The organism is Nocardia sp. NPDC051750, from assembly GCF_044453135.1.
Classification (GTDB): domain Bacteria; phylum Actinomycetota; class Actinomycetes; order Mycobacteriales; family Mycobacteriaceae; genus Nocardia.
Window position 1 is genome coordinate 433,612 of sequence record NZ_JBITCK010000006.1, and the last position, 25,417, is coordinate 459,028.

General features: G+C 70.0%; 19 protein-coding genes. 10 read left to right on the plus strand and 9 right to left on the minus strand.

Annotated features, from left to right (window positions below; all coding sequences use genetic code 11):
- Positions 1-22: 22 nt before the first annotated feature.
- Complete coding sequence (gene galT, locus ACIA75_RS26820) at positions 23-1,183, minus strand: galactose-1-phosphate uridylyltransferase (protein WP_397108676.1); 1,161 nt, start codon at positions 1,181-1,183, stop codon at positions 23-25.
- A 160-nt stretch (positions 1,184-1,343) separates the two neighbouring features.
- Here galT and ACIA75_RS26825 point away from each other — a divergent pair, with 160 nt between their 5' ends.
- Together ACIA75_RS26825 and ACIA75_RS26830 are read left to right on the plus strand one after the other, a co-directional pair.
- Entirely contained in the window at positions 1,344-1,970 is a 627-nt protein-coding gene (locus tag ACIA75_RS26825; RefSeq protein ID WP_397108678.1) for an NUDIX hydrolase, read from the plus strand.
- A gap of 204 nt (positions 1,971-2,174) precedes the next feature.
- The gene (locus ACIA75_RS26830) at positions 2,175-2,990 is read left to right on the plus strand and encodes a putative protein N(5)-glutamine methyltransferase (protein ID WP_397108680.1); all 816 of its coding nucleotides are present in this window, start codon (positions 2,175-2,177) and stop codon (positions 2,988-2,990) included.
- Here ACIA75_RS26830 and ACIA75_RS26835 read toward each other — a convergent pair.
- Complete coding sequence (locus ACIA75_RS26835) at positions 2,974-3,801, minus strand: SDR family NAD(P)-dependent oxidoreductase (RefSeq protein ID WP_397108682.1); 828 nt, start codon at positions 3,799-3,801, stop codon at positions 2,974-2,976. The two genes, ACIA75_RS26830 and ACIA75_RS26835, sit on opposite strands and share 17 nt — an antisense overlap.
- A gap of 42 nt (positions 3,802-3,843) precedes the next feature.
- Entirely contained in the window at positions 3,844-5,418 is a 1,575-nt protein-coding gene (locus tag ACIA75_RS26840) for a succinic semialdehyde dehydrogenase (protein ID WP_397108684.1), read from the minus strand.
- A gap of 251 nt (positions 5,419-5,669) precedes the next feature.
- Here ACIA75_RS26840 and ACIA75_RS26845 point away from each other — a divergent pair, with 251 nt between their 5' ends.
- Positions 5,670-6,440 carry a TetR/AcrR family transcriptional regulator gene (locus ACIA75_RS26845; protein WP_397108686.1) on the plus strand — a complete coding sequence of 257 codons (771 nt, stop codon included), beginning with the start codon at positions 5,670-5,672 and terminating at the stop codon, positions 6,438-6,440.
- A gap of 128 nt (positions 6,441-6,568) precedes the next feature.
- Here ACIA75_RS26845 and recD read toward each other — a convergent pair whose 3' ends face one another.
- The 3 genes from recD to recC are packed head-to-tail and all read right to left on the minus strand — an operon-like array spanning position 6,569 to position 15,455.
- On the minus strand, positions 6,569-8,500 hold the full coding sequence (gene recD, locus ACIA75_RS26850) for an exodeoxyribonuclease V subunit alpha (RefSeq protein WP_397108688.1): 1,932 nt from the start codon (positions 8,498-8,500) through the stop codon (positions 6,569-6,571).
- Positions 8,497-11,871: a UvrD-helicase domain-containing protein gene (locus tag ACIA75_RS26855; RefSeq protein WP_397108690.1), complete on the minus strand. Its 3,375-nt coding sequence runs from the start codon at positions 11,869-11,871 to the stop codon at positions 8,497-8,499. The genes recD and ACIA75_RS26855 overlap by 4 nt, the downstream gene beginning before the upstream one ends.
- Before the next feature lie 29 nt (positions 11,872-11,900).
- The gene (recC, locus tag ACIA75_RS26860; protein WP_397108692.1) at positions 11,901-15,455 is read right to left on the minus strand and encodes an exodeoxyribonuclease V subunit gamma; all 3,555 of its coding nucleotides are present in this window, start codon (positions 15,453-15,455) and stop codon (positions 11,901-11,903) included.
- Between the two features lie 326 nt (positions 15,456-15,781).
- Between recC and ACIA75_RS26865 the strand changes: the two genes are divergently transcribed.
- Together ACIA75_RS26865 and ACIA75_RS26870 are read left to right on the plus strand one after the other, a co-directional pair.
- Positions 15,782-15,994: a hypothetical protein gene (locus ACIA75_RS26865; protein WP_397108694.1), complete on the plus strand. Its 213-nt coding sequence runs from the start codon at positions 15,782-15,784 to the stop codon at positions 15,992-15,994.
- A gap of 109 nt (positions 15,995-16,103) precedes the next feature.
- The gene (locus ACIA75_RS26870) at positions 16,104-17,000 is read left to right on the plus strand and encodes a serine hydrolase (RefSeq protein ID WP_397108696.1); all 897 of its coding nucleotides are present in this window, start codon (positions 16,104-16,106) and stop codon (positions 16,998-17,000) included.
- A gap of 84 nt (positions 17,001-17,084) precedes the next feature.
- Here the strand turns inward: ACIA75_RS26870 and ACIA75_RS26875 are convergent, their stop codons facing one another.
- Positions 17,085-18,569, minus strand: coding sequence for a cytochrome P450 (locus ACIA75_RS26875; RefSeq protein WP_397108698.1), 1,485 nt, complete (start codon positions 18,567-18,569; stop codon positions 17,085-17,087).
- A gap of 246 nt (positions 18,570-18,815) precedes the next feature.
- On the opposite strand from ACIA75_RS26875, the gene ACIA75_RS26880 reads away from it, so the two are divergent.
- The 3 genes from ACIA75_RS26880 to ACIA75_RS26890 all read left to right on the plus strand — a co-directional run bounded on the left by ACIA75_RS26880 (position 18,816) and on the right by ACIA75_RS26890 (position 22,479).
- Positions 18,816-20,300 carry an NAD(P)/FAD-dependent oxidoreductase gene (locus tag ACIA75_RS26880; protein WP_397108700.1) on the plus strand — a complete coding sequence of 495 codons (1,485 nt, stop codon included), beginning with the start codon at positions 18,816-18,818 and terminating at the stop codon, positions 20,298-20,300.
- Positions 20,301-20,376: 76 nt separating this feature from the next.
- Positions 20,377-21,357 carry a hypothetical protein gene (locus tag ACIA75_RS26885; protein ID WP_397108702.1) on the plus strand — a complete coding sequence of 327 codons (981 nt, stop codon included), beginning with the start codon at positions 20,377-20,379 and terminating at the stop codon, positions 21,355-21,357.
- Positions 21,358-21,570: 213 nt separating this feature from the next.
- Positions 21,571-22,479, plus strand: coding sequence for a hypothetical protein (locus tag ACIA75_RS26890; protein WP_397108704.1), 909 nt, complete (start codon positions 21,571-21,573; stop codon positions 22,477-22,479).
- On the opposite strand, the gene ACIA75_RS26895 is transcribed toward ACIA75_RS26890, so the two are convergent.
- On the minus strand, positions 22,480-22,689 hold the full coding sequence (locus tag ACIA75_RS26895) for a hypothetical protein (protein WP_397108706.1): 210 nt from the start codon (positions 22,687-22,689) through the stop codon (positions 22,480-22,482).
- A gap of 114 nt (positions 22,690-22,803) precedes the next feature.
- Between ACIA75_RS26895 and ACIA75_RS26900 the strand changes: the two genes are divergently transcribed.
- Entirely contained in the window at positions 22,804-23,910 is a 1,107-nt protein-coding gene (locus ACIA75_RS26900) for a lycopene cyclase family protein (RefSeq protein WP_397108708.1), read from the plus strand.
- On the plus strand, positions 23,910-24,815 hold the full coding sequence (locus ACIA75_RS26905; protein WP_397108710.1) for a Ku protein: 906 nt from the start codon (positions 23,910-23,912) through the stop codon (positions 24,813-24,815). Before ACIA75_RS26900 ends, ACIA75_RS26905 begins: the two co-directional genes overlap by 1 nt.
- 7 nt (positions 24,816-24,822) lie before the next feature.
- Here the strand turns inward: ACIA75_RS26905 and ACIA75_RS26910 are convergent, their stop codons facing one another.
- Complete coding sequence (locus ACIA75_RS26910) at positions 24,823-25,320, minus strand: GNAT family N-acetyltransferase (RefSeq protein WP_397108712.1); 498 nt, start codon at positions 25,318-25,320, stop codon at positions 24,823-24,825.
- Positions 25,321-25,417 lie beyond the last annotated feature (97 nt).

The window sequence follows — 25,417 nt, forward strand, 5'->3', positions numbered from 1 at the left end:
CCGGGCGGCCCTGCCGGAGTTTTCAGTCGGCTGCGACGGCCGCCCGGATCCGGGCGGCCGCTTCCTCCGGCACGATATCGGCGACGAAAGCCCCCATCGCCGCTTCGGATCCGGCCAGGTATTTGATCTTGTCGGCACCGCGCCGGATAGAGGTGAGCTGCAGATGCAGGCGCATCGCGTCCCGCCCCGTGTGCACGGGCGCCTGATGCCAGGCCGCGATATACGGCGTCGGGTCGTCGTACAGGCTATCGATTCCACGGAGTAACCGCAGATAGAGCGTGACGAGCTCGTCGCGTTCCGCCTCGCTGGTCGCGGCGAGATCGGGAATGTGCCGGTGCGGGAGCAGATGCACCTCGATCGGCCAGCGCGCCGCGAAGGGGACGAACGCGGTCCACATCTCGCCGGCCAGTACCACCCGCCCACCCGCGCGTTCGGAATCGAGGATGCGCTGGAACAGATCCGGGCCGAGCCGGCGCGCGGATTCGAGGACACGAGTGGTCCGGGGTGTCACATAAGGGTAGGCGTAGATCTGGCCGTGTGGGTGCGGCAGCGTGACACCGATCGCCTTTCCGCGATTCTCGAAAACGAAGACCTGCTCGATCCCCGGCAGCGCGGACAGTACGGCGGTGCGGTCGGCCCAGGCCTCGATCACGGTGCGGGCGCGGCTCGGCGTGAGGTCGCCGAACGCGCCTTCGTGCTCCGGGCTGAAGCAGACCACTTCACAGCGCCCGACCGCCACCCGCTCCCGGTCGAACCCGAGGCCTGTGATATCGCCGAGGCCGGCCGGCGCGGGTGGGTCGCCCGTGATGTCGCCGGGTAGCGCGGGACCGAAGGACGGCGAGCGGTTCTCGAAAACCGCCACGTCGTACATATCGGGAATCTCGGAGGGATTGTCCGGTGTCTGCGGGGCCAGCGGATCGAGGTTCGCCGGTGGTAACACCACCCGGCTCTGCCGGGCGGCGGCGATGGAGATCCACTCCCCCGTCAGGACGTCCTGGCGCATCACCGCGGTCGGCGGCCGGGGTTCCAGCGGGCGGGTATCGATCCGGCGTTCGGGGCCGAGGCGGGTGTCGGCGTCGTCGTAGTAGATGAGCTCCCGGCCGTCGGCCAGGGTCGCGCTGCGCTTCACGATGCGGGACGGCACGCCTTCACGATAACCAGCCGGCCGCGTTCGGCTGCCCATCTGCGGGACCGGCGGGTCCGGTGACCGGATACCGGAACGAGCGGTCACCGGCTCGTGCCGGCCGGCGCCCTGAAGCGGGCCGGCCGGAGCCGGGCACCACATCCCCCGGAGGGCGGCTGCGTGTCACGGAAACAACTCCGGAGTGCGGCAGGATGGGATTGTGGACCAATCGGCGGTATCGGTGGATGTCGTGGCGTTGCGGTTCTGGGCCGACGACGCCGCGGCCACGTTCGGGATCGCGGCCCGCGGTCACGAACCGTTCACGGGGCAGGTCGCGCTACCGGGTGTCCTGCTGGGCCGGGGCGAACGCCTGGCCGATGCCGCGGTCCGGGCGGTACACACCAAACTGGGCGTTCCGGCCGCCGCCATCGGACCGGTCGGGCAGCTGGTGACCTTCGACGAACCGAATCGGGATCCGCGCGGGCCGACCCTGTCCATCGTCATGTGGGCGGTGGCCGGGCCACATCACGGGCCCGCGCAGTGGGTTTCCTTCGACGACCCGCCACCACTGGCCTTCGACCACAACAGCATCGCGGCGGCCGCCCGCGGGCTGCTCTCGGGCTTGCTGTGGAAGGACCGCACCCTCACGCGCGCTCTACTGGGTGCGCAGTTCCCGGCGACCCGCGCGGTCGACCTCACCGCGTCCCTGCTGGGCGCCCGGCCCGACGCGGCGAATCTCAATCGCACTCTCGCCGGCATTCCCGGGCTGGAGAAAACGGATGAGCGGCGTCGCACCAAGGCCACGGGCCGGCCGGCCGCGGTGTGGGCATTCACCGGCGACCGGTAGTCGGGGCCACCGTACCCGCCGTCGCCCGGGCGGCCCGGGCGCCGAGTGGATATGCGACTACCACGACCGGTCACGGGTCCTGTCGAGTTCCCGGACGAGCCGGTGACGAGGCCGCCGGATCGGCTCGGCAGGCATTGCCGGCCGGGCGCCGCGCCGGACGATAAAACCGGTGCGCCGGACCGGTGCAGGCGACAGACTGTGCCCATGCCCGCTTTCGAACTCGAGGCCGTCACCAGGCAGCTCCGGGCCGCCGGATGTGTCTTCGCCGAGGACGAGGCACGGTTACTGGGAAGCGCCGCGGGTTCCCCGGGCGAACTCGCCGGCCTCGTCGCGCGGCGAGTCGCCGGGACCCCGCTCGAGTACGTCCTCGGGTGGGCCGAGTTCATGGGCCTGCGGGTGGGTGTGCGGCCCGGGGTGTTCGTCCCGCGACAGCGTTCGGCGCTCCTGGTCGAGGAGGCGGCCGCCGCTGCCCGCAACGGTCCACCGCATACCGTGGTGGACCTGTGCTGCGGCTCCGGGGCGCTGGGTCTGGCCCTGCTCGCCGAACTGGCCGGCGGCCACGACCCGCTACCGGATCTGTTCGCCGCCGATATCGACCCGGTGGCGGTCGGCTGCGCCCGCGCGAATCTCGCCGGTACCGGCGGCTCGGTCTACCAGGGGGATCTGTTCGATGCGCTACCGCCGGGGATCCGCGGGCGGATCGGCGTCCTGATGGCGAACACGCCGTACGTGCCGTCGGAGTACATCGCGCGGATGCCACCGGAAGCCCGCGACCACGAGCCGGCCACCGCGCTCGACGGCGGACCCGACGGCCTGGATCTCGCGCGCCGGACCGCCGCGACCGCGCCCGCCTGGCTGGCACCGGGCGGCAGTCTGCTGATCGAGATCGGCGTCGATCAAATACCTTCCGCCACTGCCGTGCTCACCGATAACGGCTTCCGTGCGCGGATCGCCCGCTCCGCCGAGCTCGACGCCACGGTTGCCATCGGCACGCTCGGGACCGCTACTTCCGGCCGGTGAACCGGTCCATCGAGTGGTACACGCCGACGGTGTCGAGGAACAGATCACGGAGTTTGAGCGGCAGCACCCCGGACAGCACCTTGTTGAGGCGTGAGGTCCACGGCAGTATCACCACGGGGGTGCCCTTCTTCATCTCCGTCCAGGAGGTGTCCACGACCTTGTGCTGGTCGAGGATCGGGGTGAACCAGAAACCCTTGGCGCCCTCGAACATTCCGGTGTTGATGTAGGTCGGGCAGACGGTGGTCATCTTGACGTGGTCGTGACCGGCCTGGCCCAGTTCGATCCGCACCGAATCCGACCAGCCCAGAGCCGCCCATTTCGATGCGGCGTAGACACTCATCCGCGGGTTGTGCACCAGACCGGCCGAGGACGCGATGGTGAGCACCCGGGCCTCGGCGGTACCGGCGACCATCGACGGCAGGAACTCCAGGGTCACGTACATCGGCGCCAGGGCATTGATCGCCATCGTTTTGTCGATATCGTCGCGGTCCTTCGTTTCCCAGAAATAGGTGTTACCGCGCACGATTCCGGCATTGTTCACCAGCACATCGATAGCGCCCACATCCACCCGCACCGATTCGGCGGCCGCGGCGACGGCCGCCCGGTCGGACACATCGACCGTATAGGTGTGCACCGTTCCCCCGGCCGCACCGAGTTCGGCCGCGGTGTCCCGCAGGCCCGTCTCGTTGATATCCCAGAGCACCACCGCGGCCGCACCCTCGCGCACCGCCCGTTCGGCGAACAGTTTGCCCAGGCCCATGGCGGCACCGGTGATCAGCACCTTTTTACCGGCCACCGTGTCGAGTTTCATCGATTCGGATCCTTCATCGTCGGAGATCAACAAGGGCAGTGCCTATTTCTGGCGCAGCGTCTTCATGACCCGGAAATACAGTGTCATGGTTTTCGCCCACATGGCCTCCGACATCCCCGGCAGCGGCGCGATCGGCAGCATCCGCTGCACCGCGATGGTCTGGGTGTCGACATACTTCAGCAGGCCCTCGGGGCCGTGCCGGCGTCCCGTTCCGGAAATTCCCACACCGCCGGACGGCGCATCCGCGCTCCCCCAGGCCGCGATGAAGCCCTCGTTGACATTCACCGACCCCGCATTGATCCGGGCGGCGAACTCGCGGCCCCGCGACGTGCTGCGCGACCACACACTGGCGTTGAGACCGTACGGGGTGTCGTTGGCCTGGGTGACGGCCTCGTCGTCGCTGCCGACCTTGTAGACCGAGACGACCGGACCGAACGTCTCCTCCCGGTACACCGTCATCTCGGCGGTGACATCCGTGAGCACGGTGGGCTCGTAGAAATAGGGCCCGAGTTCGGGCCGGTGCGCACCGCCGGCCAGCACGGTGGCACCCTTCGACAAGGCATCGTCGACATGCGCGCGCACGGTGTCGAGCTGACGCCGGAAGGTCAGCGACCCCATATCGGTGGAGTAGTCGAGCGGTGAGCCCAGCTTCAAAGCCTTGACAGCCGGGACGAATTCGCCGACGAACCGGTCATAGACCTGCTCGTGGACGTAGATGCGCTCCATCGACTCGCACAACTGCCCGGCCGACGCGAAACTGGCCCGCACGGCGGTCTTGGCGGCGGCGACCGGATCGGCGTCCGAGAGCACCAGCAGCGGATTCTTCCCGCCGAGTTCGAGCGAGCAGCCGATCAGCCGCTCCCCCGCCTGACGTCCGATGGTGCGGCCGGTGGCACTCGAGCCGGTGTAGTCGACATAGTCGGCGCGGTCGATCACCTCGCCACCGATCACCGACCCGCGACCGAGCACGATCTGCCACAGATCCGCCGGAAGACCGGCCCGGACGGCGGCATCCACCGCCCACAGCGCGGTGAGCGCGGTCTGATTGTCCGGTCGCCCCACCACGGCGTTTCCGGCCACCAGGGCGGGCAGCGCATCCGACACCGCCAGCGCCAGCGGATAGTTCCACGGCGAGATCACCGCGACGACACCTTTGGGACGCTGCCGGACCTGGACATCGGTGAGCACCGGGAGCACACCGCGCGGGTTGCGGTGCGCCAGCAGTTTGGGCGCGGTGGCGGCGTAGTACCGGGAATTGACCGCGACGTCGCCGACCTCGTCGAACGCGTGCGCGCGGGACTTCCCGGTTTCGGTCTGCACGATATCGAGAATGGTGTCCTGTTCGGCCAGCACCAGATCGTGGAAACGGCGCAGCACCGCGGCCCGCTGACGCACCGGAACCCGGGCCCACTGCCGCTGCGCCGCGCGGGCGCGATCGAACGCGGCCTCGATATCGGCGACCGAGGACTGCGGCAGTTCGGCGATCAGCTCGCCGGTGGCCGGTGCGACGATCGGGACGGCGGCGGCCCCGCCGGCGGCGGCCCGGCCGAGCAGCCGTTCGACCAGGTCCGGAGTCAGTGCGCCGGTGGCGGCGGGACGCTGGGCGGCGGTGGTCATCGTCGGCATTCTCCTGGGCGAGTACCCGCCGCGACGGTGCATCGCGGCGGAGATGATTAATTGAACAGTGGTGTTAATGTAATGCTCGTGCCGTGTGGAGTGTCAAGGGGTCCGTTGTGTGCAACAGCCCCGAACCAGTGGAGGCTGTGGAATCTCACAGCACCGCTGGAAGGGCAGCTCAGCGCACCTCCGGAACCGGGTCTCACGGCCCTGCCGGAACAGCATCACGCGGCGCCGCCGGAAGCCCGGTCGTGAGCACTCGACCAGCGGATCGGGCGGACGGCCCCGCGACACGGCCGGCGGGATCGGCGAACCAGCCGCAGCCCGCGGGGTACGCCGCCGGCGGGGCCCGGCGGGGTCGCCCGCCGCAGACCCGCGAACAGGCCGAACAGGTCCGTGCCCGGATCGTCGACGCGACCGCCGAGGTCTTCACCCGCTCCGGGTCACGCGGCCTGAGCGTGGCACAGATCATCGACCGGGCCGGGCTGTCCCGGCCCACTTTCTACCGCTATTTCGCCAATGCGACCGAACCGCTCAACGTGCTGCTGGACGTGTCGAACGCGGAACTGGTCGGCGGGATCGCCGCGGCACTCGAGGCGACCGGCGAAGGCGTGGATCTGGGCATCCGGCTGATCGACGCCTACCTGGACTGGGCGCACGGGCACGGGGCGATGCTGCGGCCGCTGTTCGCCGAGCTGCACGACCCGGCCTCCCCGGTGTCGGCCTACCGGAACCAGGCCATCGACGGGATCCGCTCGATCGTGCGAAACAAGTTCGCCGAACTCGGCCGTTCGGTTCCCGAACCGCTGGACCTCGACGCCGCGCTGCACGTCTGCGAATACGTCGTGTACCGGATTTCGGCCGACGCCGAACCGGGCACGGAACCGGACCCCGGCACAGTGGCCGCGGCCCGGCTCACGATGATCCGGGTGGTGCTGGCCACCCTGGGCAACATCGCCGATGTGCAGTACGCCATGGCGCTGCCCGGATTGTTCCACGCCGCACCGGAAGTCGCCGAGTAGTCGCGGCGTCCGCGCACGGCCGGCGCGGCATCCGGCGCACGGACCGGCGCGCCGGTCTGCCCACGGGGCGGGCGGGCCGGCCGGGCAACCCGCTCACGGGCCCGCAGTCCGCTGACGGCCGTACCGCGTCAGCCGGGTCGGTCGGCGTGGTCGAGACTAAGCCCGCTGGCACGGAGGACGTGGCGGTCGATGGCGGTCCGGATGGCCTCCTCGCTGCCCAGAATGCGCACGTGGCGGCGCGCCCGGGTGATCGCGGTGTACAGGAGTTCGCGGGTCAGCAGGCTCGAGCCCGGCTCCGGGAGGACGATGGTCACCGCGTCGTACTGGCTGCCCTGACTGCGATGGATGGTCATCGCGAACACCGTCACCACCGCGGGGAATTGGGTGGGATGGACGAGCAGCGGCTCCTCGCCACGTTGCAGCGCCACCCGCAGCGACCCGTCCGGCCGGCGCAGCACCACGCCGGTATCGCCGTTGTAGATCCGGGCTTCGTGGTCGTTGGCCGTCACCAGCAGCGGCTGACCGGGGTACCACGTACCGGCCCGGCTCTCCGGACCCGCGCCCGCCGCGGCGGCCCATTCGGCGGCCGTCCGGTCCCAGTGCTCCACCCCGTACGGACCGCGGCGATGGGCGCAGAGCAGCCGATGCGATTCGAAAGCGGCCAGTGCCCCGGCGGCGTCGCCCGCGCTCGCGGCGGCGGTGACCCGCTGGGCTGTGGATACGACATCGGCCCGGACGGCGGCGATTTCGTCCGGGCCGAGCAGCTCCAGCATATCGCCACCCGACCGGAGCAGATCCAGCGCGGTCTCGGTATCGCCCGCCCGGACCGCCACGGCCAGATCGGCGATCCGGCCGCCGAACCGGCGTCCCCGGGTGAGCCGGACGATACCGCCGCGCAAGCGGTTTCGCTCCGGGTCGGTGAGGGCTTCGGACTCCGCGGTCTCCGCCGGCGCGGCAGCGTCGAGCTGTCCGCCGAATCCCGCGCCGGACGCCAGTACTTCCTCGAACGCGGGATTCGCGGCACCCGGAAACGGTGCGGCGACCAGATCCGCGAGCACGGCACCCGCGTCCACCGAGGCGAGCTGGTCCGGGTCACCGGCCAGGACGAGCCGGGTATCCGGGCGCAGGGCGGTGAGCAACCGGCTCATCATGGTCAGCGAGACCATCGATGTTTCGTCCACGACGACCACGTCGTAGGGCAGGCGGTTGTGTTCGTGATAGCGGAATCGGGTGGTACGCCCACGTTGCCAGCCCAGCAGGCGGTGCAGCGTCGACGCGGAGAGTTCCGGGAGACCGAGCGGCCCCGCCTGGTCGCGGACGGCCTCCTGCAGCCGGGCGGCCGCCTTACCGGTGGGCGCGGCCAGGGCTGTCCGCAGTGGTGCGGCGCCGGGCCCGGCCCCCGCCGCACCGTGGGCGGACAGCAGGGCGAGGATCCGCGCGATGGTGTGGGTTTTCCCGGTACCGGGCCCACCGGCCACCACGGTGGTCCAGTGGGTGGCGGCCAGTGCCGCGGCGAGTCGCTGGCGGTCGGGTGTATTGCCCCTCGGGCCGAAGAGCCGATCCAGTTCGCGGCACACCACGGCCGGATCGGCGGGCGGATGATCGGCCCCACGCGCGGTGAGCACCCGGCGGATGGTCTGCTCCTGCCGGTAGTAACGGTCCAGGTAGAGCAGCGGGCCGGTGCCCGGGCGCGCCGGATCGGTGACCCGCAGCGGGCGCAACGGGCCGGCCGGTCCGCCGCACACCAGCGGACTGTCCCGGAGCGCATCGATCACCGTCAGCTCATCGGGCCAGGGCAATTCCGCGAGGTCGACCTGTTCCTGGTGCTCGTCGTCGGCATCCACACCGATCTCCCGCATCCTGGTCAGATCCAGGCATACCGATCCCGACCGCACGGCGCGCACCGCCAGCGCCGCGGCGAAGAGCACCAGATCGCGGGTCTCCCCGCCGAGCCGGCCCAGCCGTTCGGCCACATGGACATCCGCGGCCGACAGCACCCCGGCCTCATTGAATTCCCGCAGGATCCCGCTGCCGCGCAGCGCCACCCGGATGGGTATCACGATGCCCCACCTCCGGCCAGCAGCTCCGACAATCCGGTGATCAGTGCGGACGGCGGGGTCCAGTCGAACACTCCGGCACCGTCGGGGGTTTCGGGTCCGATCATGCCGCGAACGAAGAGGTAGCGGATTCCGCCGAGATGAGTGGCGGGATCGTAGCCGGGCAACCGCCAGCGCAGATACCGGTGCAGCGCCACCGAGTACAGCAGGGCCTGCAACGGGTAGTGTGAACGGATCATTTCGGCGGCCATCCGGTCCGGGGTGTAGTGGGCGACGGTGAGATCGCCGTGGCCCAGCCGGTTGGTCTTGTAATCCACCACCACGAAGGTCCCGCCGGGAGTGCGCAGGACCGCGTCGATACTGCCGGTGAGGTAGCCGCGCAACGGGGTGTCGTCGAGGGTGGCGAGTTCGTCGGCGTAGGCGTGGAACACATCGCCGGGGTCGAGGTGGGTACGCACCAGCGCGGCGATCCGGTGCACGGTGGCCGATCCGTCGGCGGGTTGATCGCCACCGGCCAGCGGAAGTTCGAATTCGAGTTCGCACAATCGGTCCCGGTCGGCGATATCGGCGAGGGTGCCGAATCCGATCGGCGTGCGCAGCACCGCGAGCAGCGCGTCCGACAGCACATCCGGGTCGGCGTCGGAGAGCATCTCGCGCACGGTTTCGCCGCAGCGATCGCGGACTTCGACGGCCAGATCGGCGGCATCGGTACGCACCCGTTCCAGCACCGCGTGCACCAGGGTCCCGAACTCCGCCCCGTAGGGCAGCTCGTTCATCAGCGAGGCGGGTCCGGGGTCGTCGGCGGGCTCGGCCGCCGACGCGGGCGCGGGCGGTTCGTCCTCCGGGCCGATCGGATCCTCCGGCTCGGTATCGGGCGCGGCAAGATGCGCTGTGGCGGTGAGCGCCGAATAGGAGGTGCGCCGCCAGTGGTCGTCCAGGTTCCGGTCGAAGCCGGCCACCGCGAGTTCGCCGCTCGCCGCCGCGGTTCCGGGCCGGTACACCGGAACCTCCGCGCCGGGATCGGCGGCCGTAACCGAGATGGCCCCCTCCGCCGCGGTGGCCCACGCCCGGATCCGGTCCACGACGGCGGCATCCTCGTCGACCGGGGCGCGCGATTTCGGTTGTGGCGTATCGGAAGCCCGGCCGAACAACAACCGGTGCAAGGGCGCGACCGCGGTCCCGAACGACGGCGCCCACCAGGCGACCACCTGACAGCACGCCCGGGTCAGCGCCACATAGCACAAACGCAGTTCCTCCCCGGCGGATTCGCTGTCGGCGAGGTCCTTGCGGGCGGCGTATCCGGGGGCGTCGGGTCCGCCGATATCGAGGACCCGGGCACCGTTCTCGTGCATCAGCAAGGTGGCGGGTTTGGGATCGGCCGAACTGTCCCACGCGAACGGCAGATACACCACCGGGAACTCGAGTCCTTTGCTGGCGTGCACCGTCGCGAGCTGCACCGCGGCGATATCGCGATCCAGCCGCCGGCTCCGCCCGGCCACCGAGCCCGAGGCCGGATCCCGGACCCGGTCGGCGAACCACCGGGTCAGGGCGGTCAGTCCGAATCCCTCGGTGGCCGAGACCTCGTCCAGGAGCTGGGCCAGGTGGCGGATATCGGTGAGCCGCCGTTCCCCGTGGCCGACGGCCAGCAGTCGCGGTACCAGCCGGGTGGTGCCGGCGATCTTCTCGAATACGGCGGCGAACCCCGCGCGGGCGAACAGGCGTGCCGCCTCGCGCAGTTCGGCGCTGACCCGCCCGACCAGATCCGCACCCCCGGTATCCATCTCGGCGCCGGTATAGCCGAATATCGGGGTGAGCGCGGCCAACCGCACCCGATCCGCGCGGTGGGGCTGTTCGAGCGCGGACAGCACCCACAGCCAGTCGGTGGCGCTCGGTGTCGCGAAAATACTGCTGCCACTGGTCAATACCACGGGGACACGTGCGCGTTCGAGGGCCTCCCGGACCACTTCCAGTTGAGTATGGGTGCGTACGAGCACAGCGATATCCCCGGGGCCGAGGGGACGCTCCGGGTCACTACTGTCCCCCGTCCCGCCGATACCGTCCCCGAGGGGGTCCGGCCCCGTCCGGCGACCCGTCTTCTCGGTGAGGACGGTGCCGGATTCCAGCAGGGCGACGAGATCGGCCGCCAGATCCGCGGCGACCCGGGCGCGCTGCCGATGGATATTCGGGAAACCCGATACTCCCCGCGGCCCGGCCCCGGTCCGGGGCAGGCAGCGCAACCGCAGCGCGGTGACCAGTTCGGCCGGACCGCGCAACCGGGTCCACGGCTGGGTCGCGGTGACCGCCGGCACGACGATCTTGTCATGACCGAGCGCCGCACCGCCGAGGAGATGGTCCAGCGCCCGCAGCAGCCCGGCATCGCTGCGTCGATTGGTGGTGAGTTCGCGCCGGGCGGTCGCATGGCCGACGGCGTCCAGGTAGCTGAGCACTTCAGCGCCGCGAAACGCGTAGATCGCCTGTTTGGGGTCACCCACCAGCACCAGCGTGGTGTGGCCGTGGAACGCGCGGTACAGGATCTCCCACTGCAGCGGATCGGTGTCCTGGAATTCGTCGACCAGCACCACCGGATACCGGTCCCGGATGCGGCGGCACGCGGCGGGCCCGCGCGCCGGGTCGGCCAGGATGTCGCGGAGCAGGACCAGCAGATCGTCGAAATCACGCAGCCCCGAAAGCCGTTTCCGGCGTTCGGTTTCCACACGCACCGCGGCGGCGAAGGCGACCCGCTGCGCCGAGACGTCGTCGGTGTCGGGAGCGAGCAGTGCCTGCCGGTCGCGGACCGCGGCGGCAGCGAATCGGTGTGCCTGTTTCACCGTGAACGGTGCCGGGGTGCGCGCGTACCGGCCGAGATACAGATCGTCGATCACCGCGCGGGTGATGTCGTCGGCCTCCTCCACCAGCCGGACGCCCGGGTCGAGGTCACCGGCGAGTCCCAGTTCGGCGAGCATGCGCTGGCAGAAACTGTGCGTGGTGGCGATCACCCCGGCGTCGAAATCCGAGAGCGCGGTGAGCAGTCGGGCGCGCCGGGCGCCCACCTCCTCGGGGTCGGCGGTGGCCAGATGACGCACCAATTCGTCGGCCGCGGTGCGCGCGGCCGCCGGGTCGGCGAGGGCGGCGGCGACAGCGACGAACCGATCGCGAGTGCGTTCCCGCAACTCCTGGGTCGCGGCGCGGCTGAATGTCACCAGGAGCAGCCGGGATATCGCGATTCCGGCCTCGGCCACATAGCGGACCGCCAACCCGACGATCGCATAGGTTTTGCCCGTACCCGCGCTGGCTTCCAGCACGGTGGTACCGACGGGGAGGTCGTCGCACAGCGCGAAAGTGGTACCACCAGCGGGCGGGGACACAGCCGTCACCGTTGCCTCCTCGTGGCTGCTCGCGGCGATCACGGCGCGCCCTGCTGTTCGGCACGCAGCAGCGGGCCCCACAGGCGGCGGGCGATGGAACCGAAACGCGTGGGCTCGACCGGTTCCCCGTCCGGTGCCGCGGCCGCGGTGAGACGGCTCAGCTCCGGGGTCCGGCCCCAGACATAGCGGACGTTCCGGTCGGTGTGCTCGGCGAAGTCCCGGGTTCGGTCACCGCCGCCGAATTCCCGGTCGGCGGCGACCATGGCCTCCTCCACCGGCAGCCGCCGGTACCGCGCCGCGGCGTAGGCGGCGGTCGTGGCGGTCGGGATCGGCAGAGGCTCGGACAGTCCCGCATCGCGCAGCGCGACCAGTGTCCGCAGGATCCCGTTCGCCTCGTCCGCGGACGGCGGGGTCAATTCGCTGCGCCAGGCCGGGGTGGGGAAGCGGCCGCGCCCGGTCACCGCGGCACGCCACGGCCGGTCCTCGGTCACCGCCAGGGCCAGCACCGAAACCCACGCCGCGAGCCGGTGCTTCGGTGCGATACGGGAGTACGTGGTGCGCACCAGCAGATCACCGCGTACCTCGGCAACGGTTCCGGTCAGCCGGCGGCCGCCGCCGAGGTCCACGGCGATATCGATATCACGCGGCGCCTGGGTGTAGTCCGGTCCGGCCGCCCGGACCAGGGTTTCGACGGTGCGCTCCACATCGTTCAGCACGGCGCGACCGAGTTCGGCCGGGGGAAGTGTGCCGCGCCGCCATTCCGCCGCCCGCAGGTCCGCGGGGTCGGCACCGGCGAGCCGGGCGGCCAGCATGCGCTCCCCCAGAGCCCAGGTGTCGAGGCCGCCGAATTCGATCGGTAACCGATCGGCGATTTCCTCCTCCTGGTCGGGAATCCGCAAACCCAGCCGCTGCCAGAGGAAACCGCGCACCGGATGCTCCAGGAAGGCGATGAGCTCGGCCAGACTCGTCTCGGTGGTCTCGGCGGCGGGCAGGGCCCGCGTGAACGATCCGGCCTCGGCGACGGGTGGCCGCAGCGTCGCCCGAGCGCCCGCGAACGCGGCCGTATCGAAACTGAACGGCGCCGGCGCCGCGAAATTACGCCGATCGTGTGCCTGCAGCGGATGACGGGTCACCACCGCGGACATCCCCGGAGTCCCGACATGGGCGCGCAGCGTGTCCAGCAGTTCGGCGACCGGCACGGCCGGCGGACGGTACGCACCGGTGACCGGATCGGCACCGGTGTGCAGCACCACCAGGGTGTCGCGGGCAGCCATGATCGCGTCCAGGAACAGCTGCCGATCCTCGGAACGCGGATCGCGTTCGCCCAGTAGCGGATCGCGGGCGGGTATGTCGTCCCCGTCGATGCCCGCACCGCGCGGAAAGACCTCGTCGTCCACGCCCAGTAACACCACCACGCGATGCGGAACCGAGCGCATCGGCGTCATGGTGCACACGGTGAGCTCGCCGGTGCGGAAGTTGGCGCGGGTCGGGGCCGCCGCGAGCCGGCTCTGTAGCAGTTCCGCAATATCGGCGAGCCGCAGTGCCGTCTCGCCGGCGTAGGCCGTCGCGGCCGCCAGTTCCCGGCGCGCCTCGGTCCGTATCCACGCCTGCGACTCCGGGACATCGGTCAGCAGATCGAGGGCACGCCCCAGGATCTCGGACCACCGGTCGGCGGGCGCGGGCCCTTGCAGATCGCGCACGATCACCGCCAGCCGGTCGATGTATTCCGCGAACCGGCCGGCCAGATCGATATCGTTGCTGTCCACATCATCGAGCGGCAGCACCCTGTCCAGCCAGTCCTGTGAACTCTCGTCCGCGGTGACACCGAGCAGGATCCGGTCGAGGGCGGCGTTGAGGGTGTTCTGCTCGAAATCACCGAGCCCGAACGCTTGCCGCTGCCGCCGGCCGATTCCCCAGCGGGCGCCGGCCTCGACCGCCCATTCCCGCATCCGCTCGATATCGTCGTCATCGAATCGGCAGGCGCGGCGTACCGGTTCGGTGGCCGCCAGATCCAGGACCTCGGTGACGGTGACCCGCCCCCGCGCCAATTCCAGCAGCTGCACGATCAGCCCCAGCAGCGGATTGGTCACGGCACGACCGCGGTCGGCGAGCCGCACCCGCAACCGGTGGCCGGGATGCGCCGCGGTATCCGGCGCGTCCGGGCCTCCGGGCCCCGGCTGCCCGAACGCCGCCCGGACCAGCGGCGCGAATACCTCGACCTCGGGGCACATGATCACGACATCACGCGGCTCGAGGGCGGGGTCGGCGGCGAAGAGGCCGAGCAGGCATTCGCGCAGTACCTCCACCTGTCGTACCGGCCCGTGACAGGCATGGATCTGCACACTGCCGTCACCGGTGTGCTGTCCGGCCGGCGGGGGCCAGTCGTCGTCGCGAATATGGGATTGCAGCGCCTGCAGCAGGCTCGCCGGCCTACAGTCCGGCCGGGCCGCACGGGCTGCTCCGGTATCCACGGAATCCGTGTTCTCCGTGGGTCGCCCGGATACCGGCGCAGGTGTCGTGCGGCCTACCGGTTCCGTCTCCTCCCCCTCCGAGATGGGCGCGTACCGGGTATCGGAAGCCGCCCGCGGCAACCGCAGTTGGAGTTCTCGGATATCGCGGCTCGACCCAGCCAGGAACGGGTGCCGGACCCGGGAGGCCGAATCATCGGCAGCCCGGGAAACCTCCGGCGCCGGCCCGGCGTGCTCGCGGCCGGCGCCGGACCCCGCCACCGGATCGGGGCGGCGCCGGGCCGGCGAGTCCCACATCGCGGGGCTCGGGTGAGTCAGCCACAGGTGCAGGTCGCGGTGCTCGGCCAGGGCGGTGAGCACCGCCAGGTGCCCGGCGGGCAGCCGGGTCGCGCCGAAGAGCGACAACCGGTCGGGCAGCGCGACCACCTCCGGCTCGGCGCGCAATCGGGCGCACGCGGCGCGCAGGCGTTCCGCCGGACCGGGCTCGCCGACCGCCGCGCGCAGCCGGCGCCAGAGGGCGGGCTGCCACACCAGGTCGTCCGGGAGCGGCCGGCCCGTGCCGTCGGTATCCGCGCCACCGGCCCATTCGATGATCAGGCTCGGACGTTGAACGGAATACGCATCGAACAGCAGGGCCAGCCGGGCCGCCGTGGCATAGCGCCTGCCCAACCGGTGCTCGGCGCCGGCGGTCACCGGTTCGGTTCCGGGTTCCGCCGGGGGCCGGTCCCCGGGTGACAGCCCGGCCGGGTCGAGACCGAGATGCTGTGCCAGTACCGCGCACCACGGTTCGTGTACCGATTCGTCGATGACCCGCAGCAGGGCCCACACCACGCGGTCGTGCGTCCACGGATCCGTCTGCGCGCCAACACCCGTGGCCTGGTGCAGCACATCCTCGACCAGAGCGGCCGGGGCCGGGAACCGGATATTCGCCGCGATCCCGTCCCGCGATCCGGGTGCCGCCCCCAGGACGCCCGAAAGTTCTTGTGCCAGCCAGCGCTCCACGCCCTTGGCGGGCACCGCCACCACTTCCGTGGCGAACGGATCGGCCGGCGGGTCGGCGAGCACCGCCGCCAGCGCGGCGGCCAGCGCGTCCGCGCGTTCGGCACGGTGGATGTGCAGCGCCATCTCCGCCCTTCCGCTCGGTTCGATCACCATCCTCCGCCGCACCCGCACACCTCAGGGCGGCCGCCTCGTCCACCCGTTTATACGCCCCGACACCGACAGCACCGGGCAACCCCCCGCAACGCAGAGGACAACCCCGGGACAGGTGATCATCAGCCGAATGTCCCTAGCGCCGAACGCTTCTACCGGATAACCGAGGGTTCTGCACAGTGATATAGCGCACATGAGCCACCGACACGCGGCCGGATGGCCGGGATCCCGCGGAGACGCTGTGTCACAGTGCAACCCCGGGAGGAACGGGTTACCGCACGAAAGGCTGGTTCGCGTCGATGAAAGCGCTGGTTGTGCCCCTGATACCGAGGGACGGGTTCACGGTCCGCCGATCCGGCGATCGATGGGAACTGGTCAACTCCCGGCATTACGGACGCACCGTCGTCCTGCACTGGTGGCCACGTGAGGAACACACCGAAGCGTTCGCACACTGCTATCGGCTCAACGGCCGTCCGGTGGCGGAGCTGAAGGCCACGGCGCGGGGGCACTAGAACCTGCGTCCCGCTGCGCCCGCTCCGGCGAGGCGCTGTTCGACGATGGGCTGTGCCCACCAGCGCCCATTCGGTGACTCGAAGGAAAACGTGCGCGCGGAGCGCCGATATGACAGTGTGTTTCCTCGTGCGTTACCCCCTGCTCACCGCTGCGGCGCCTCGCGTGGCCGCACCCGCAACCGTCCTGGCCGCCGCCGCGATCCTGTTCGCCGGTGCCCCCGCCGGCCTGCCGTCGGCCGAGGCCGTCCCACTTGCGCACACCCAGGGTTGCGCGCACGGCTTCGACTGCGATCTGGCCACCCGGATCGATACCGTCAACTCGTATCTGGACTCGCGGCCGGGAGTCACCGGGTATGTGATCCGGGATCGGCAGACCGGTGCCGTCTACGCGAGTCCGCACGCCGAAGACATGGTGTGGACGGCGTCCACGATCAAGCTCGCGATCGCACAGGATCTGCTCAACCGGGCCCGCGTCGGTGCCATCGCGCTGCCGCCGGAGGACCGCCAGCTCATCGAGCAGATGCTGCTGACCTCCAACGACCAGGCCACCGACCTGCTGTGGAACAAGTACGCCGGGTTCGACCGGATGGCGTTCAACAATGCGTTCCGCGCCAACGGAATGACCAGCCTGGCACCGCAGCCCTCCCCCAATCCCGGTCCGCACTGGGCATTCCAGAAAACCACCGCGGCCGACCTCGACCGGCTCATGTCGAGTGTGCTGGACCGGATGCATCCCGATGATCGCGGCTACCTGCTGGATCTGATGCGCCGCGTCGATTCCAACCAGCACTGGGGTGTCTGGGGCGCCGGAGCGGCCATGCGGCCCGGCCTGAAGAACGGCTGGTCCGACGAGCAGGGCGGCTGGGTGGTGAACTCGGTCGGCTTTGCCGGTCCGGGCGAGCGCTACACCCTGGCGATCATGACGGCGATGAACGGTGAGGGTGGCTACCAGGAAGGTTCGGCCACCGACACCACCGTCGCCGAATACCTGCTGTCCGGACGCTGAATCGGACGGCACGAGCAGTTCCCTGACCACCGGCGCCGGTCTCCCTGACGAACGGGAGACCGGCGTTGTGCACGACCGGATGTCTCAGGTGAGACGCCGCAACCGCATCGGTGCGTCATCGCGCGGGAACGGAATCGTGGTGAAACCCCACGGCATCCGATAGTTCTCCGGGAAACTCCACTCGTAGTCCCGGACCAGCGCCGAGATGATCGTTTTCACCTCGAAGGTGCCGAAGTGCATACCGATGCACTTGTGCGAACCGGCGCCGAAGGGCATCCAGGCGAGCCGATGCGATTTGTCCTCGCGGCGTTCGTCGGAGAACCGCAGCGGATCGAAGACCTCGGGATCGGTCCAGAGTTCCTCGAGCAGGTGATTGACCTGGTAACCCAGGTCCACCGGAGTTCCGGCGGGTATGTAGTGCCCGAGGATCTCGGTATCGCGGACCGCGCGGCGCACCATCCCGGGAACCGGCGGCATCAGCCGCAGGCTCTCCTTCACCACCAGGTCGAGGTTGCGCAGCGCATCCAGGTCGGCGATGGCCGGCGCGTCGTTCGACAGATCCAGCGCCCGGACCTCGTCGCGCACCTTCTGCTGCCACTCCGGGTGTTTGCCCAGGTAATAGGCGACCGCGGTGGCGGTGGTCGTGGTGGTGTCGTGCGCCGCCATGATCAGGAAGATCATATGGTTGACCACATCGGCGTCACTGAAGACCGAGCCGTCCTCGGCGCGGGCGTGGCACAGGCCGGAGAAGAAGTCGGGGGCGTCGCTGCGGCGCTTCGCCGGCACCATGGCGCGGAAGTAGTCCTCGAGGACCTTGCGACCGCGCAACCCGGCGCGCCATTTCCCACCCGGCACGTTGTGCCGGACCAGCGCGAGCCCGGCGTGGGTGCACGCCACGAACGCGTCGGTGAGTTGTTTGCGTTCCTCCCCCACCTCGGCCGCCATGAAGGTCTCGCCGGCGATATCCAGCGCCATTTCCTTGATCGCGGGGAACAGTGGCACGGTCCGGGCCGCGCCGGGCTCGTCCGGTACCCAGCGGCCGATCGTCGAACGGACGACCGGTGTCAGCTCCGCCAGATGCGCCTCCAGGCGTTCCCGGGTGAACGCCTGCTGCATGATGCGCCGGTGGAACATGTGCTCGTCGAATTCGAGCAGGAGCAGACCGCGCCGGAAGAACGGCCCGATGAAGTAATCCCAGCCCTGCCCGAAATCCCGGCGGCGCCGGCCGACCACCTCGTCGAGGGCCTCCGGCCCGGCCGCGAAAACCCGGTCCATACCCATCGAGCTGTTGATGGTGACCGGGCCGAAACGCCGGTACCTGTCCAGCATTTCGGCCGGACCCCAGCTCATGTAGTGGAAGGTGCGGCCCAGGTAGGGCAGACCCGCGTCCCCGTGCACCGCGACGGCATCGCTCCCACTCGGCGGAGTGGCCAGCGTTCTGGGTCGCTCGGGGACCTTCAGCAGCAAACGGTCGAGAACATTGCGCTTCGGTATTTCGATGAGCGCCGAGTTCTCGGTATCGGTGCGCGCACGCGCTCGTTGCGTGGCGACACGGTCGACGGTGACCATGGTGGAACCTCCTGAGAGATAGCACCCATCGTATTGTCTTTGTTGCACCGGCCCGGTCGTTTCAACCGAATCGGTACCCGGCGGCGTCCCCCGAGACCACCCCGCGATCGCTATCGTGGTGAGTTACCACACCACCGCGTGAACAACGGGCATCGAACTGTGTCCTCGACGGGTACTCCTACTACCGTGTGCGATGTCGGACAATGATCACCGGGCAGCCCCGGACCACCGCTGGCGAGGAGCGATATGAGCACGCAACCTGTTGAGAACGGCCGGCACCGCGTCGTGGTGATCGGCTCCGGATTCGGCGGTCTGTTCGGCACCAAACACCTCAAACGGGCCGACGTCGACGTCACCCTCATCTCCAAGAGCACCACCCACCTCTTCCAGCCACTCCTCTACCAGGTGGCCACCGGGATCCTCTCGGTCGGCGAAATCGCACCCGCGACCCGGCTGGTGCTCCGCAAGCAGAAGAACGCACACGTGGTGCTGGGCGAGGTCACCGATATCGACCTGACCCAGCGCACGGTCACCTCGGTACTCCTCGGTGAATCCACCGTGACCCGGTACGACAGCCTGATCGTGGCGACCGGCGCGCAGCAGTCCTATTTCGGCAACGACCACTTCGCCACCTTCGCCCCGGGCATGAAAACCATCGACGACGCCCTCGAACTGCGCGGCCGGATTCTCGGGTCCTTCGAGCAGGCCGAAGTCGCGCGCACCCAGGAGGAGCGCGACCGGCTGCTCACCTTCGTGGTGGTGGGCGCCGGACCCACCGGTGTCGAACTGGCCGGGCAGATCGCCGAACTGTCCGACCGCACCCTCGAGGGCACCTTCACCAATATCGACCCCCGCGATGCCCGGGTGATCCTGGTGGAGGGCGCGGGCGCGGTCCTCGGGCCGATGGGCCCGAAGCTGGGCGGCAAAGCACAGCGCCGGCTCGAATCCATGGGTGTGGAGATCCAGTTGAACGCGCTGGTCACCGATGTCGACGCGCACGGCGTGACGGTGAAGGACCAGGACGGTACCACCCGGCGGATCGAATCGGCGTGCAAGGTCTGGTCGGCGGGTGTGCAGGCCAGCCCCCTGGGCAAGATGCTGGCCGATGCCTCCGCCGGGACGGAGGTGGATCGCGCCGGGCGAGTCGTGGTGGAGCCGGACCTCACCATCAAGGGCCATCCGAATGTTTTCGTCGTCGGCGACCTGATGTCGGTACCCGGCGTTCCCGGCCAGGCGCAGGGTGCGATCCAGGGCGCCACCTATGCCGCGAAGCAGATCAAAGCGGAGGTCGGGGGCAGCCAGACCGCGGCGGACCGGACTCCCTTCAAATACTTCAACAAGGGCAGTATGGCGACGGTTTCGCGGTTCAGCGCGGTCTGCCAGGTGGGCAAACTCGAGTTCGGCGGATTCCTCGCCTGGCTGGCCTGGCTGGCGCTGCACCTGTACTACCTCGTCGGCTATCGGAGCCGCATCATCACGATCATCCAGTGGTTCGTGACCTTCCTCGGGCGCAGCCGCGGCCAGATGGCGGCGACCGAACAGTGGATCTTCGCCCGGCTCGCGCTGGAGGCGGTATACGGCGACAGCGAAGAGGGCGAGGAGATCGTGCGCGGGGCGGCCGGCCGCCGCCCGCCCGGGCCGTCGGCGGGTACGTCGGTGGCCGATCCCACCGGCGACGGGATCACCGCACCGGCTGGCGAGAAACCCGATAGCAATCGCAAAGTGGGCTGATCGAGCCGACATCCCAGACCATGAGTCCCTCCGGAGCTAATATCGAGCAATCGATACATTCCGGAGAAAGGCGACCATGGGTAAGCACAGAGCTCCCGGTGTCACCCGGCGCGCCGCCGGATCGGTTGTCGCAGCGGGTGCGGTCCCGCTCATCGCGACACTGATCGGCGCCGGTACGGCCAACGCCGAAATACTCGCCGCACCACCGATTCCGGCGTCCCCGGCAGGTCTGCTGCCGCAGGGCCTGCTTCCCGGCGCAGACCCTGCGGTTGCGGCGACGGCCGCGGCGCGGGACGCCTCCTCGACTCCCGCCGCGGACCCACTCGCGACGCCCGGCGCCCCGCACCCGGCCGCGTTCCCACAGGCACTGCCGGTAGCCCCGGATCCGTTGGCAGCAGCCACCGCCGCGGTGCAGGGCACCGTCCGATCGGTGACCGCTACGATCGCCGCGGCCACCGCGCCACTGACCGGCCCCGTGCCGGCCCCCGCGATCGCACCGCCGGCCGGCCTCGCCGATCCGATGCCCGCCGCCCCGGGCGCCCGCCCGTTGCCGGAACATCCGTTCCTCACGCCCCAGGGCACCCTGCCCGCGACTCGGCCGGGTGCTCCCGCGGGGCCCGTCGATACGCCGCCGGGCACACTGCGGATCGGGAATATCGTCGTGTCCGTGCCTTTCGACGCCGGCCCGGTCAATCAGGGCGCGGCGCAGGCGGAGGGCCAGGTAGCGACCTACCTCGATTCGATGGGCGTGGAACCCGGCCGGTCGGATCGGCTCGCCGCTCAGGCCGTGGGTAATGCCGTCGTCGGCGCGGCCATCGGCAATGCCGTAGCAGCCCCGGTGGCCATCCCGTTCGGAATGCTGGGCGCGGCCGCGGGCTTCGTGATGGGCATTCCGTTCCTGCCGACCGGGCTCGTCGTCGGACCGGTATTGGGTGCCGCGGTCGGGTACGGGGTGGTCGCCGTCCCCGCCATGGTCGCCGGCGCGGCGCTCGGCGCCGCGTATGGGGTGACCGATGGCTTCACCACCCCGCTCCTCGGGGCGCCGGCTCCACAGTGATGCCGAGAGCTGCCCGATCCGACGCGGTCGGACATCCACAGCCGCCGCCGACCCGGAGAAACCACGAAATGCCGCTGCGACCGGCGCGCCGGCTACCGTTCGGCGACCGGCCCGGACACACTCGCCCAGCCCACTGAACAGGCCGATCCCATCCGCCGGTCGTTCCGGTCCGAATGTCGGGCAAACCGACAATATTTCCGGAGAAAGGCGACCATGGGTAAGCACAGAGCTACCGGTCCGTCACGGCGGGCTGCCGGATCGGTGGTCGCGGCGGGCGCGATCCCGCTCATCGCGACACTGATCGGCGCCGGTACGGCCAACGCCGAAGCACTGCCCGAGCCACCCGCGTCATCCCCGTTCCCCGCGGTACCCGCACATCTGATCCATCCGGCCCCCGCCACGCCCGACCCGATCCGCGACCTCACCGCCGCCGTGCACGACGCGACGACGGTGGCCGTCCGGTCGGCCACCGATACGTTCGGGATGGCCACCGCGCCGTTCAACCGGCCCGCACCCGCGGTTCCGGCGCCCCTCCTCGCCGGGTCGGCGGTCCCGGCCCCCGCCGGGATCGCCGACCCGGTCCCGGCCCCCGCGCCGACGCCGGCAACGCGGCCGGTGCCCCAGTATTCCTATCTGGCACCGCAGGGCGACCTGCACGCACCCGTGCCGGTGGCGCCCGTCGCGCCGATCGAGGCGCCGCCGGGCAAACTGCGCGTCGGGAACATCATCATGGATGCGCCGTTCGATGTCCGCGAGATCAACACCGGCGCCGCTCAGGCCGAGGCGCAGGTGGCGACCTTCCTCGATTCGGTGGGCGTGGAACGCAGCCGGTCGGATCGGATCGCCGCACAGACCGTCGGGTCGGCGGCCATCGGCGCCTCGGTCGGCAATACGCTGATGTCCCCGATCGCGGCCACCTCGGCGATGGTGGGTGCGGTGGCGGGACTCATCTCGGGTGTTCCGTTCCTGCCGATCGGCCTCGTCATCGGCCCCGTATTGGGTGCGGCCATCGGGTATGCGGTGATCGCCGCGCCCGCGATGGCAGTGGGTGCGGCCGTCGGTGGAGCGATCGGCGCCGCCGACGGCTTCGCCGCCGCCCCGTACGGCGCGCCACCACAGTGATCACCGGGTGTCCGGCGGGCGGGCCGCCCGCCGGACACCTCCGGGGCCCAGGACAACCGCCACCACCACGGTGACGAGCAGGACACCGTCCGTCCGAGGTGTCGCACCGGTGGCCAGTGCCTCCCGGGCGGCGTCCAGGAACGCGGTATCGCCGTCGTAACGGTGGATCGGCCCGGGCGCCCGGCGGAACGGAAGATCCGCTGCAAGCAAGCCCAGCCGGGCCAGCTGCGAGAGCGCCTGTTCCGGGCTGGAGCACGAGACGCCCGGCTCACCGGACGCACCCCCACCACGTACAGCAGACGCGGCTCGTGTTTCGATCGCTCGATGAGCGCCGATATCGTGATCTGCGGGCTGGGGCCGGCCGGGCGTGCGCTCGCCCATCGCTGCCTGGTTCGCGGGATGTCGGTCCTCGCGGTCGATCCGCATCCGCACCGGCGCTGGCAGGCCACGTACGCCGCCTGGACCGACGAGCTTCCGCCCTGGCTGGATGAGGCCGCCGTCGCGGCCACGGTCACCGAACCGCGCGCGTACGGCCACCGCCCGCACGCGATACCCCGGTCGTACACGGTCATGGACACCGGCCGGCTCCAGTACAGCCTCGACCTCACCGGCGCCACGGTGATCGCCGGCCGTGCGACTGCCCTCGGCCGGCACACCGTGACGCTGGACTCCGGCCCTACCCTGCACGCCGAGCGGGTGATCGACGCCCGCGGGATACGCCGCCGGCCCGGTGCCGCCGAACAGACCGCCTACGGGCTCGTTGCCGAGCACGCCGACCGGGACGTACCGGCTCTGTTCATGGATTGGCGGCCCGATAACGGCGCCGATCCCGGTGCTGCCCGCTCGTTCCTCTACTCGATTCCGCTCGGCGACGGCCGCGTGCTGTTCGAGGAGACCTGCCTGGTGGGTACTCCCCCGATCGCACTCCGCGAACTCGCCCGGCGCCTACAGCACCGGCTGCGCGCGCGGGGTGTTCCGGTGCGCGGGGACGAGCAGGTCGAACGCGTCCGCTTCCCGGTTACCGGCGGCGCGCCCGGTGCCCGGCGCTTCGGCGCGGCCGGTGGCTCTATGCATCCGGCCACCGGCTACAGCGTGGCCGCGGCGTTGGCGGCCGCCGACGGTATCGCGGCCGGCCGGCCCGGACCCCAGCTCGCCGCACGCACCGTGTACCGCCTGCGACAGGCCGGGCTGCGGGCCCTGCTCGCGCTGCCCCCGGCCGAACTTCCCGGGTTCTTCGATACGTTCTTCGACCTCGATATCGAGCTGCAACGCGCCTACGTATCCGGTCACGCCGATCTCACCGGCACGGTCACCGCCATGACCCGGCTCTTCGCGGCCCTGCCCGGAAATACCCGGGCGCGGCTCGCCGCCGCGACACTGCATTTTCCGGCACTCTCGCACCCGGGGGCCGGTTCGGTCATCATGGAGTGATGCGGTCAATCTGGAAAGGCTCGATCGCGTTCGGGCTGGTGAATGTTCCCGTGAAGGTCTACACCGCCACCGAGGATCACGACATCAAGTTCCACCAGGTCCACGCCAAGGACGGCGGCCGGATCAAATACGACCGCGTCTGCACCGTCTGCGGACAATCCGTCAAGTTCGCCGATATCGATAAACAATACGAATCCGCGGAGGGCGAGAAAGTCGTCCTCACCGATGACGATTTCGCCAAACTGCCGGTGGCCGAAAAGCACGAGATCCCGGTCCTGCAATTCGTTCCGTCCGAGCAGATCGACCCGATCTTCTACGACAAGACGTACTATCTCGAACCCGATTCGACCACTCCCAAGGCCTATGTCCTGCTGGCCGCCACGCTCGACCGGATCGACCGGACCGCCCTCGTCCATTTCACACTGCGGCAGAAGACCCGGCTGGCCGCGATGCGGGTCCGGGACGGAATGCTCGTCCTGCAGACCCTGCTGTGGCCGGACGAGGTCCGCTCGGTCTCGTTCGAATCGCTCGAGGAGGCCAAAGCACCCCGGCCCCAGGAAATAAAAATGGCCGAAACCCTGGTCGAATCGATGTCCGACGATTTCGACCCCGGCCAGTTCACCGACGAGTATCAGGTCGAACTGCAGCGTCTGCTCGACGAGGCGATCGCCCACGGCGACGGGAAGGCACCGGAGCGCGCCGAGGCGCCGGCCGAGGAATCCGACGCCGAGGTCGTCGACCTGGTCGCCGCGCTGCAGCGCAGCCTGGAAGCCAGTGGCAGCCGCGGCGGCGGGAAAACCGCCGACGAGAAGAGCACCCGCAAGACCTCGAAACCTCGCAAGACCACACAGAGCAAAACAGCGCAGTCCAAAACAGCGCAGAAGAGGACGCGCAAAGGTGCGTGACGGGCCGTCACACCGCCTGGATGAACCAGTCCAACCGTCCTTCGGGCCCGGAGCTGCTGCGGTGATAGTGGAACCCGAGATGGTGCGCCAAGGCGATCGACGCGGTGTCGGCCGGGTCGAGACGCAGCACGGCCTCGTCCGCGGCATCGTGCCGGGCCAGATAGCGGCAGGCCAGCACGACCGCCCGGCCGTCCACGCCGCGGCCGCGCCAAGGCGCATAGATTCCGTACCTGATATCGGCCTGCCGTTTCGCCAGGAATTCCGGTTCCAGGGTCAGATCCAGCGTTCCCGCCAGAGCCCGGGCCGGAACGTCCACCACGGCGAATGTTTTGCGCGGTCCGTCGTATACCCACTCGTCGGCGCAACGTTCGAATTCGGCCACCATATTCGGCGTGCCCGGACCGGCCGTCCGGCGCACCGATTCCCGATCCTGGGCGGCCAGGTGCGCGGCGGCGTCCGCGACCTCGATCGGTCGTAGCCCGATCACCCCATCCGATATCAGCACGTGATCATGATCTGCATAATCCGGAGCATTCGACAAGCCCCGGCTACGGCGCGCCGCGAACGAAAATACCAGGTCGCACACTGTATGACGGCGAGCA

What these genes read in the sequence shown, in the direction of transcription:
- ACIA75_RS26830 (WP_397108680.1), top strand. Translation starts at nt 2,175, where the DNA reads ATGCCCGCTTTCGAACTCGAGGCCGTCACCAGGCAGCTCCGGGCCGCC.
- ACIA75_RS26890 (WP_397108704.1), top strand. Translation starts at nt 21,571, where the DNA reads ATGGGTAAGCACAGAGCTACCGGTCCGTCACGGCGGGCTGCCGGATCG.
- ACIA75_RS26880 (WP_397108700.1), top strand. Translation starts at nt 18,816, where the DNA reads ATGAGCACGCAACCTGTTGAGAACGGCCGGCACCGCGTCGTGGTGATC.
- galT (WP_397108676.1), bottom strand. Translation starts at nt 1,183, where the DNA reads ATGGGCAGCCGAACGCGGCCGGCTGGTTATCGTGAAGGCGTGCCGTCC.
- ACIA75_RS26900 (WP_397108708.1), top strand. Translation starts at nt 22,804, where the DNA reads ATGAGCGCCGATATCGTGATCTGCGGGCTGGGGCCGGCCGGGCGTGCG.
- ACIA75_RS26835 (WP_397108682.1), bottom strand. Translation starts at nt 3,801, where the DNA reads ATGAAACTCGACACGGTGGCCGGTAAAAAGGTGCTGATCACCGGTGCC.
- ACIA75_RS26840 (WP_397108684.1), bottom strand. Translation starts at nt 5,418, where the DNA reads ATGACCACCGCCGCCCAGCGTCCCGCCGCCACCGGCGCACTGACTCCG.
- ACIA75_RS26905 (WP_397108710.1), top strand. Translation starts at nt 23,910, where the DNA reads ATGCGGTCAATCTGGAAAGGCTCGATCGCGTTCGGGCTGGTGAATGTT.
- ACIA75_RS26865 (WP_397108694.1), top strand. Translation starts at nt 15,782, where the DNA reads ATGAAAGCGCTGGTTGTGCCCCTGATACCGAGGGACGGGTTCACGGTC.
- ACIA75_RS26885 (WP_397108702.1), top strand. Translation starts at nt 20,377, where the DNA reads ATGGGTAAGCACAGAGCTCCCGGTGTCACCCGGCGCGCCGCCGGATCG.
- ACIA75_RS26875 (WP_397108698.1), bottom strand. Translation starts at nt 18,569, where the DNA reads ATGGTCACCGTCGACCGTGTCGCCACGCAACGAGCGCGTGCGCGCACC.
- recC (WP_397108692.1), bottom strand. Translation starts at nt 15,455, where the DNA reads ATGGCGCTGCACATCCACCGTGCCGAACGCGCGGACGCGCTGGCCGCC.
- ACIA75_RS26870 (WP_397108696.1), top strand. Translation starts at nt 16,104, where the DNA reads ATGACAGTGTGTTTCCTCGTGCGTTACCCCCTGCTCACCGCTGCGGCG.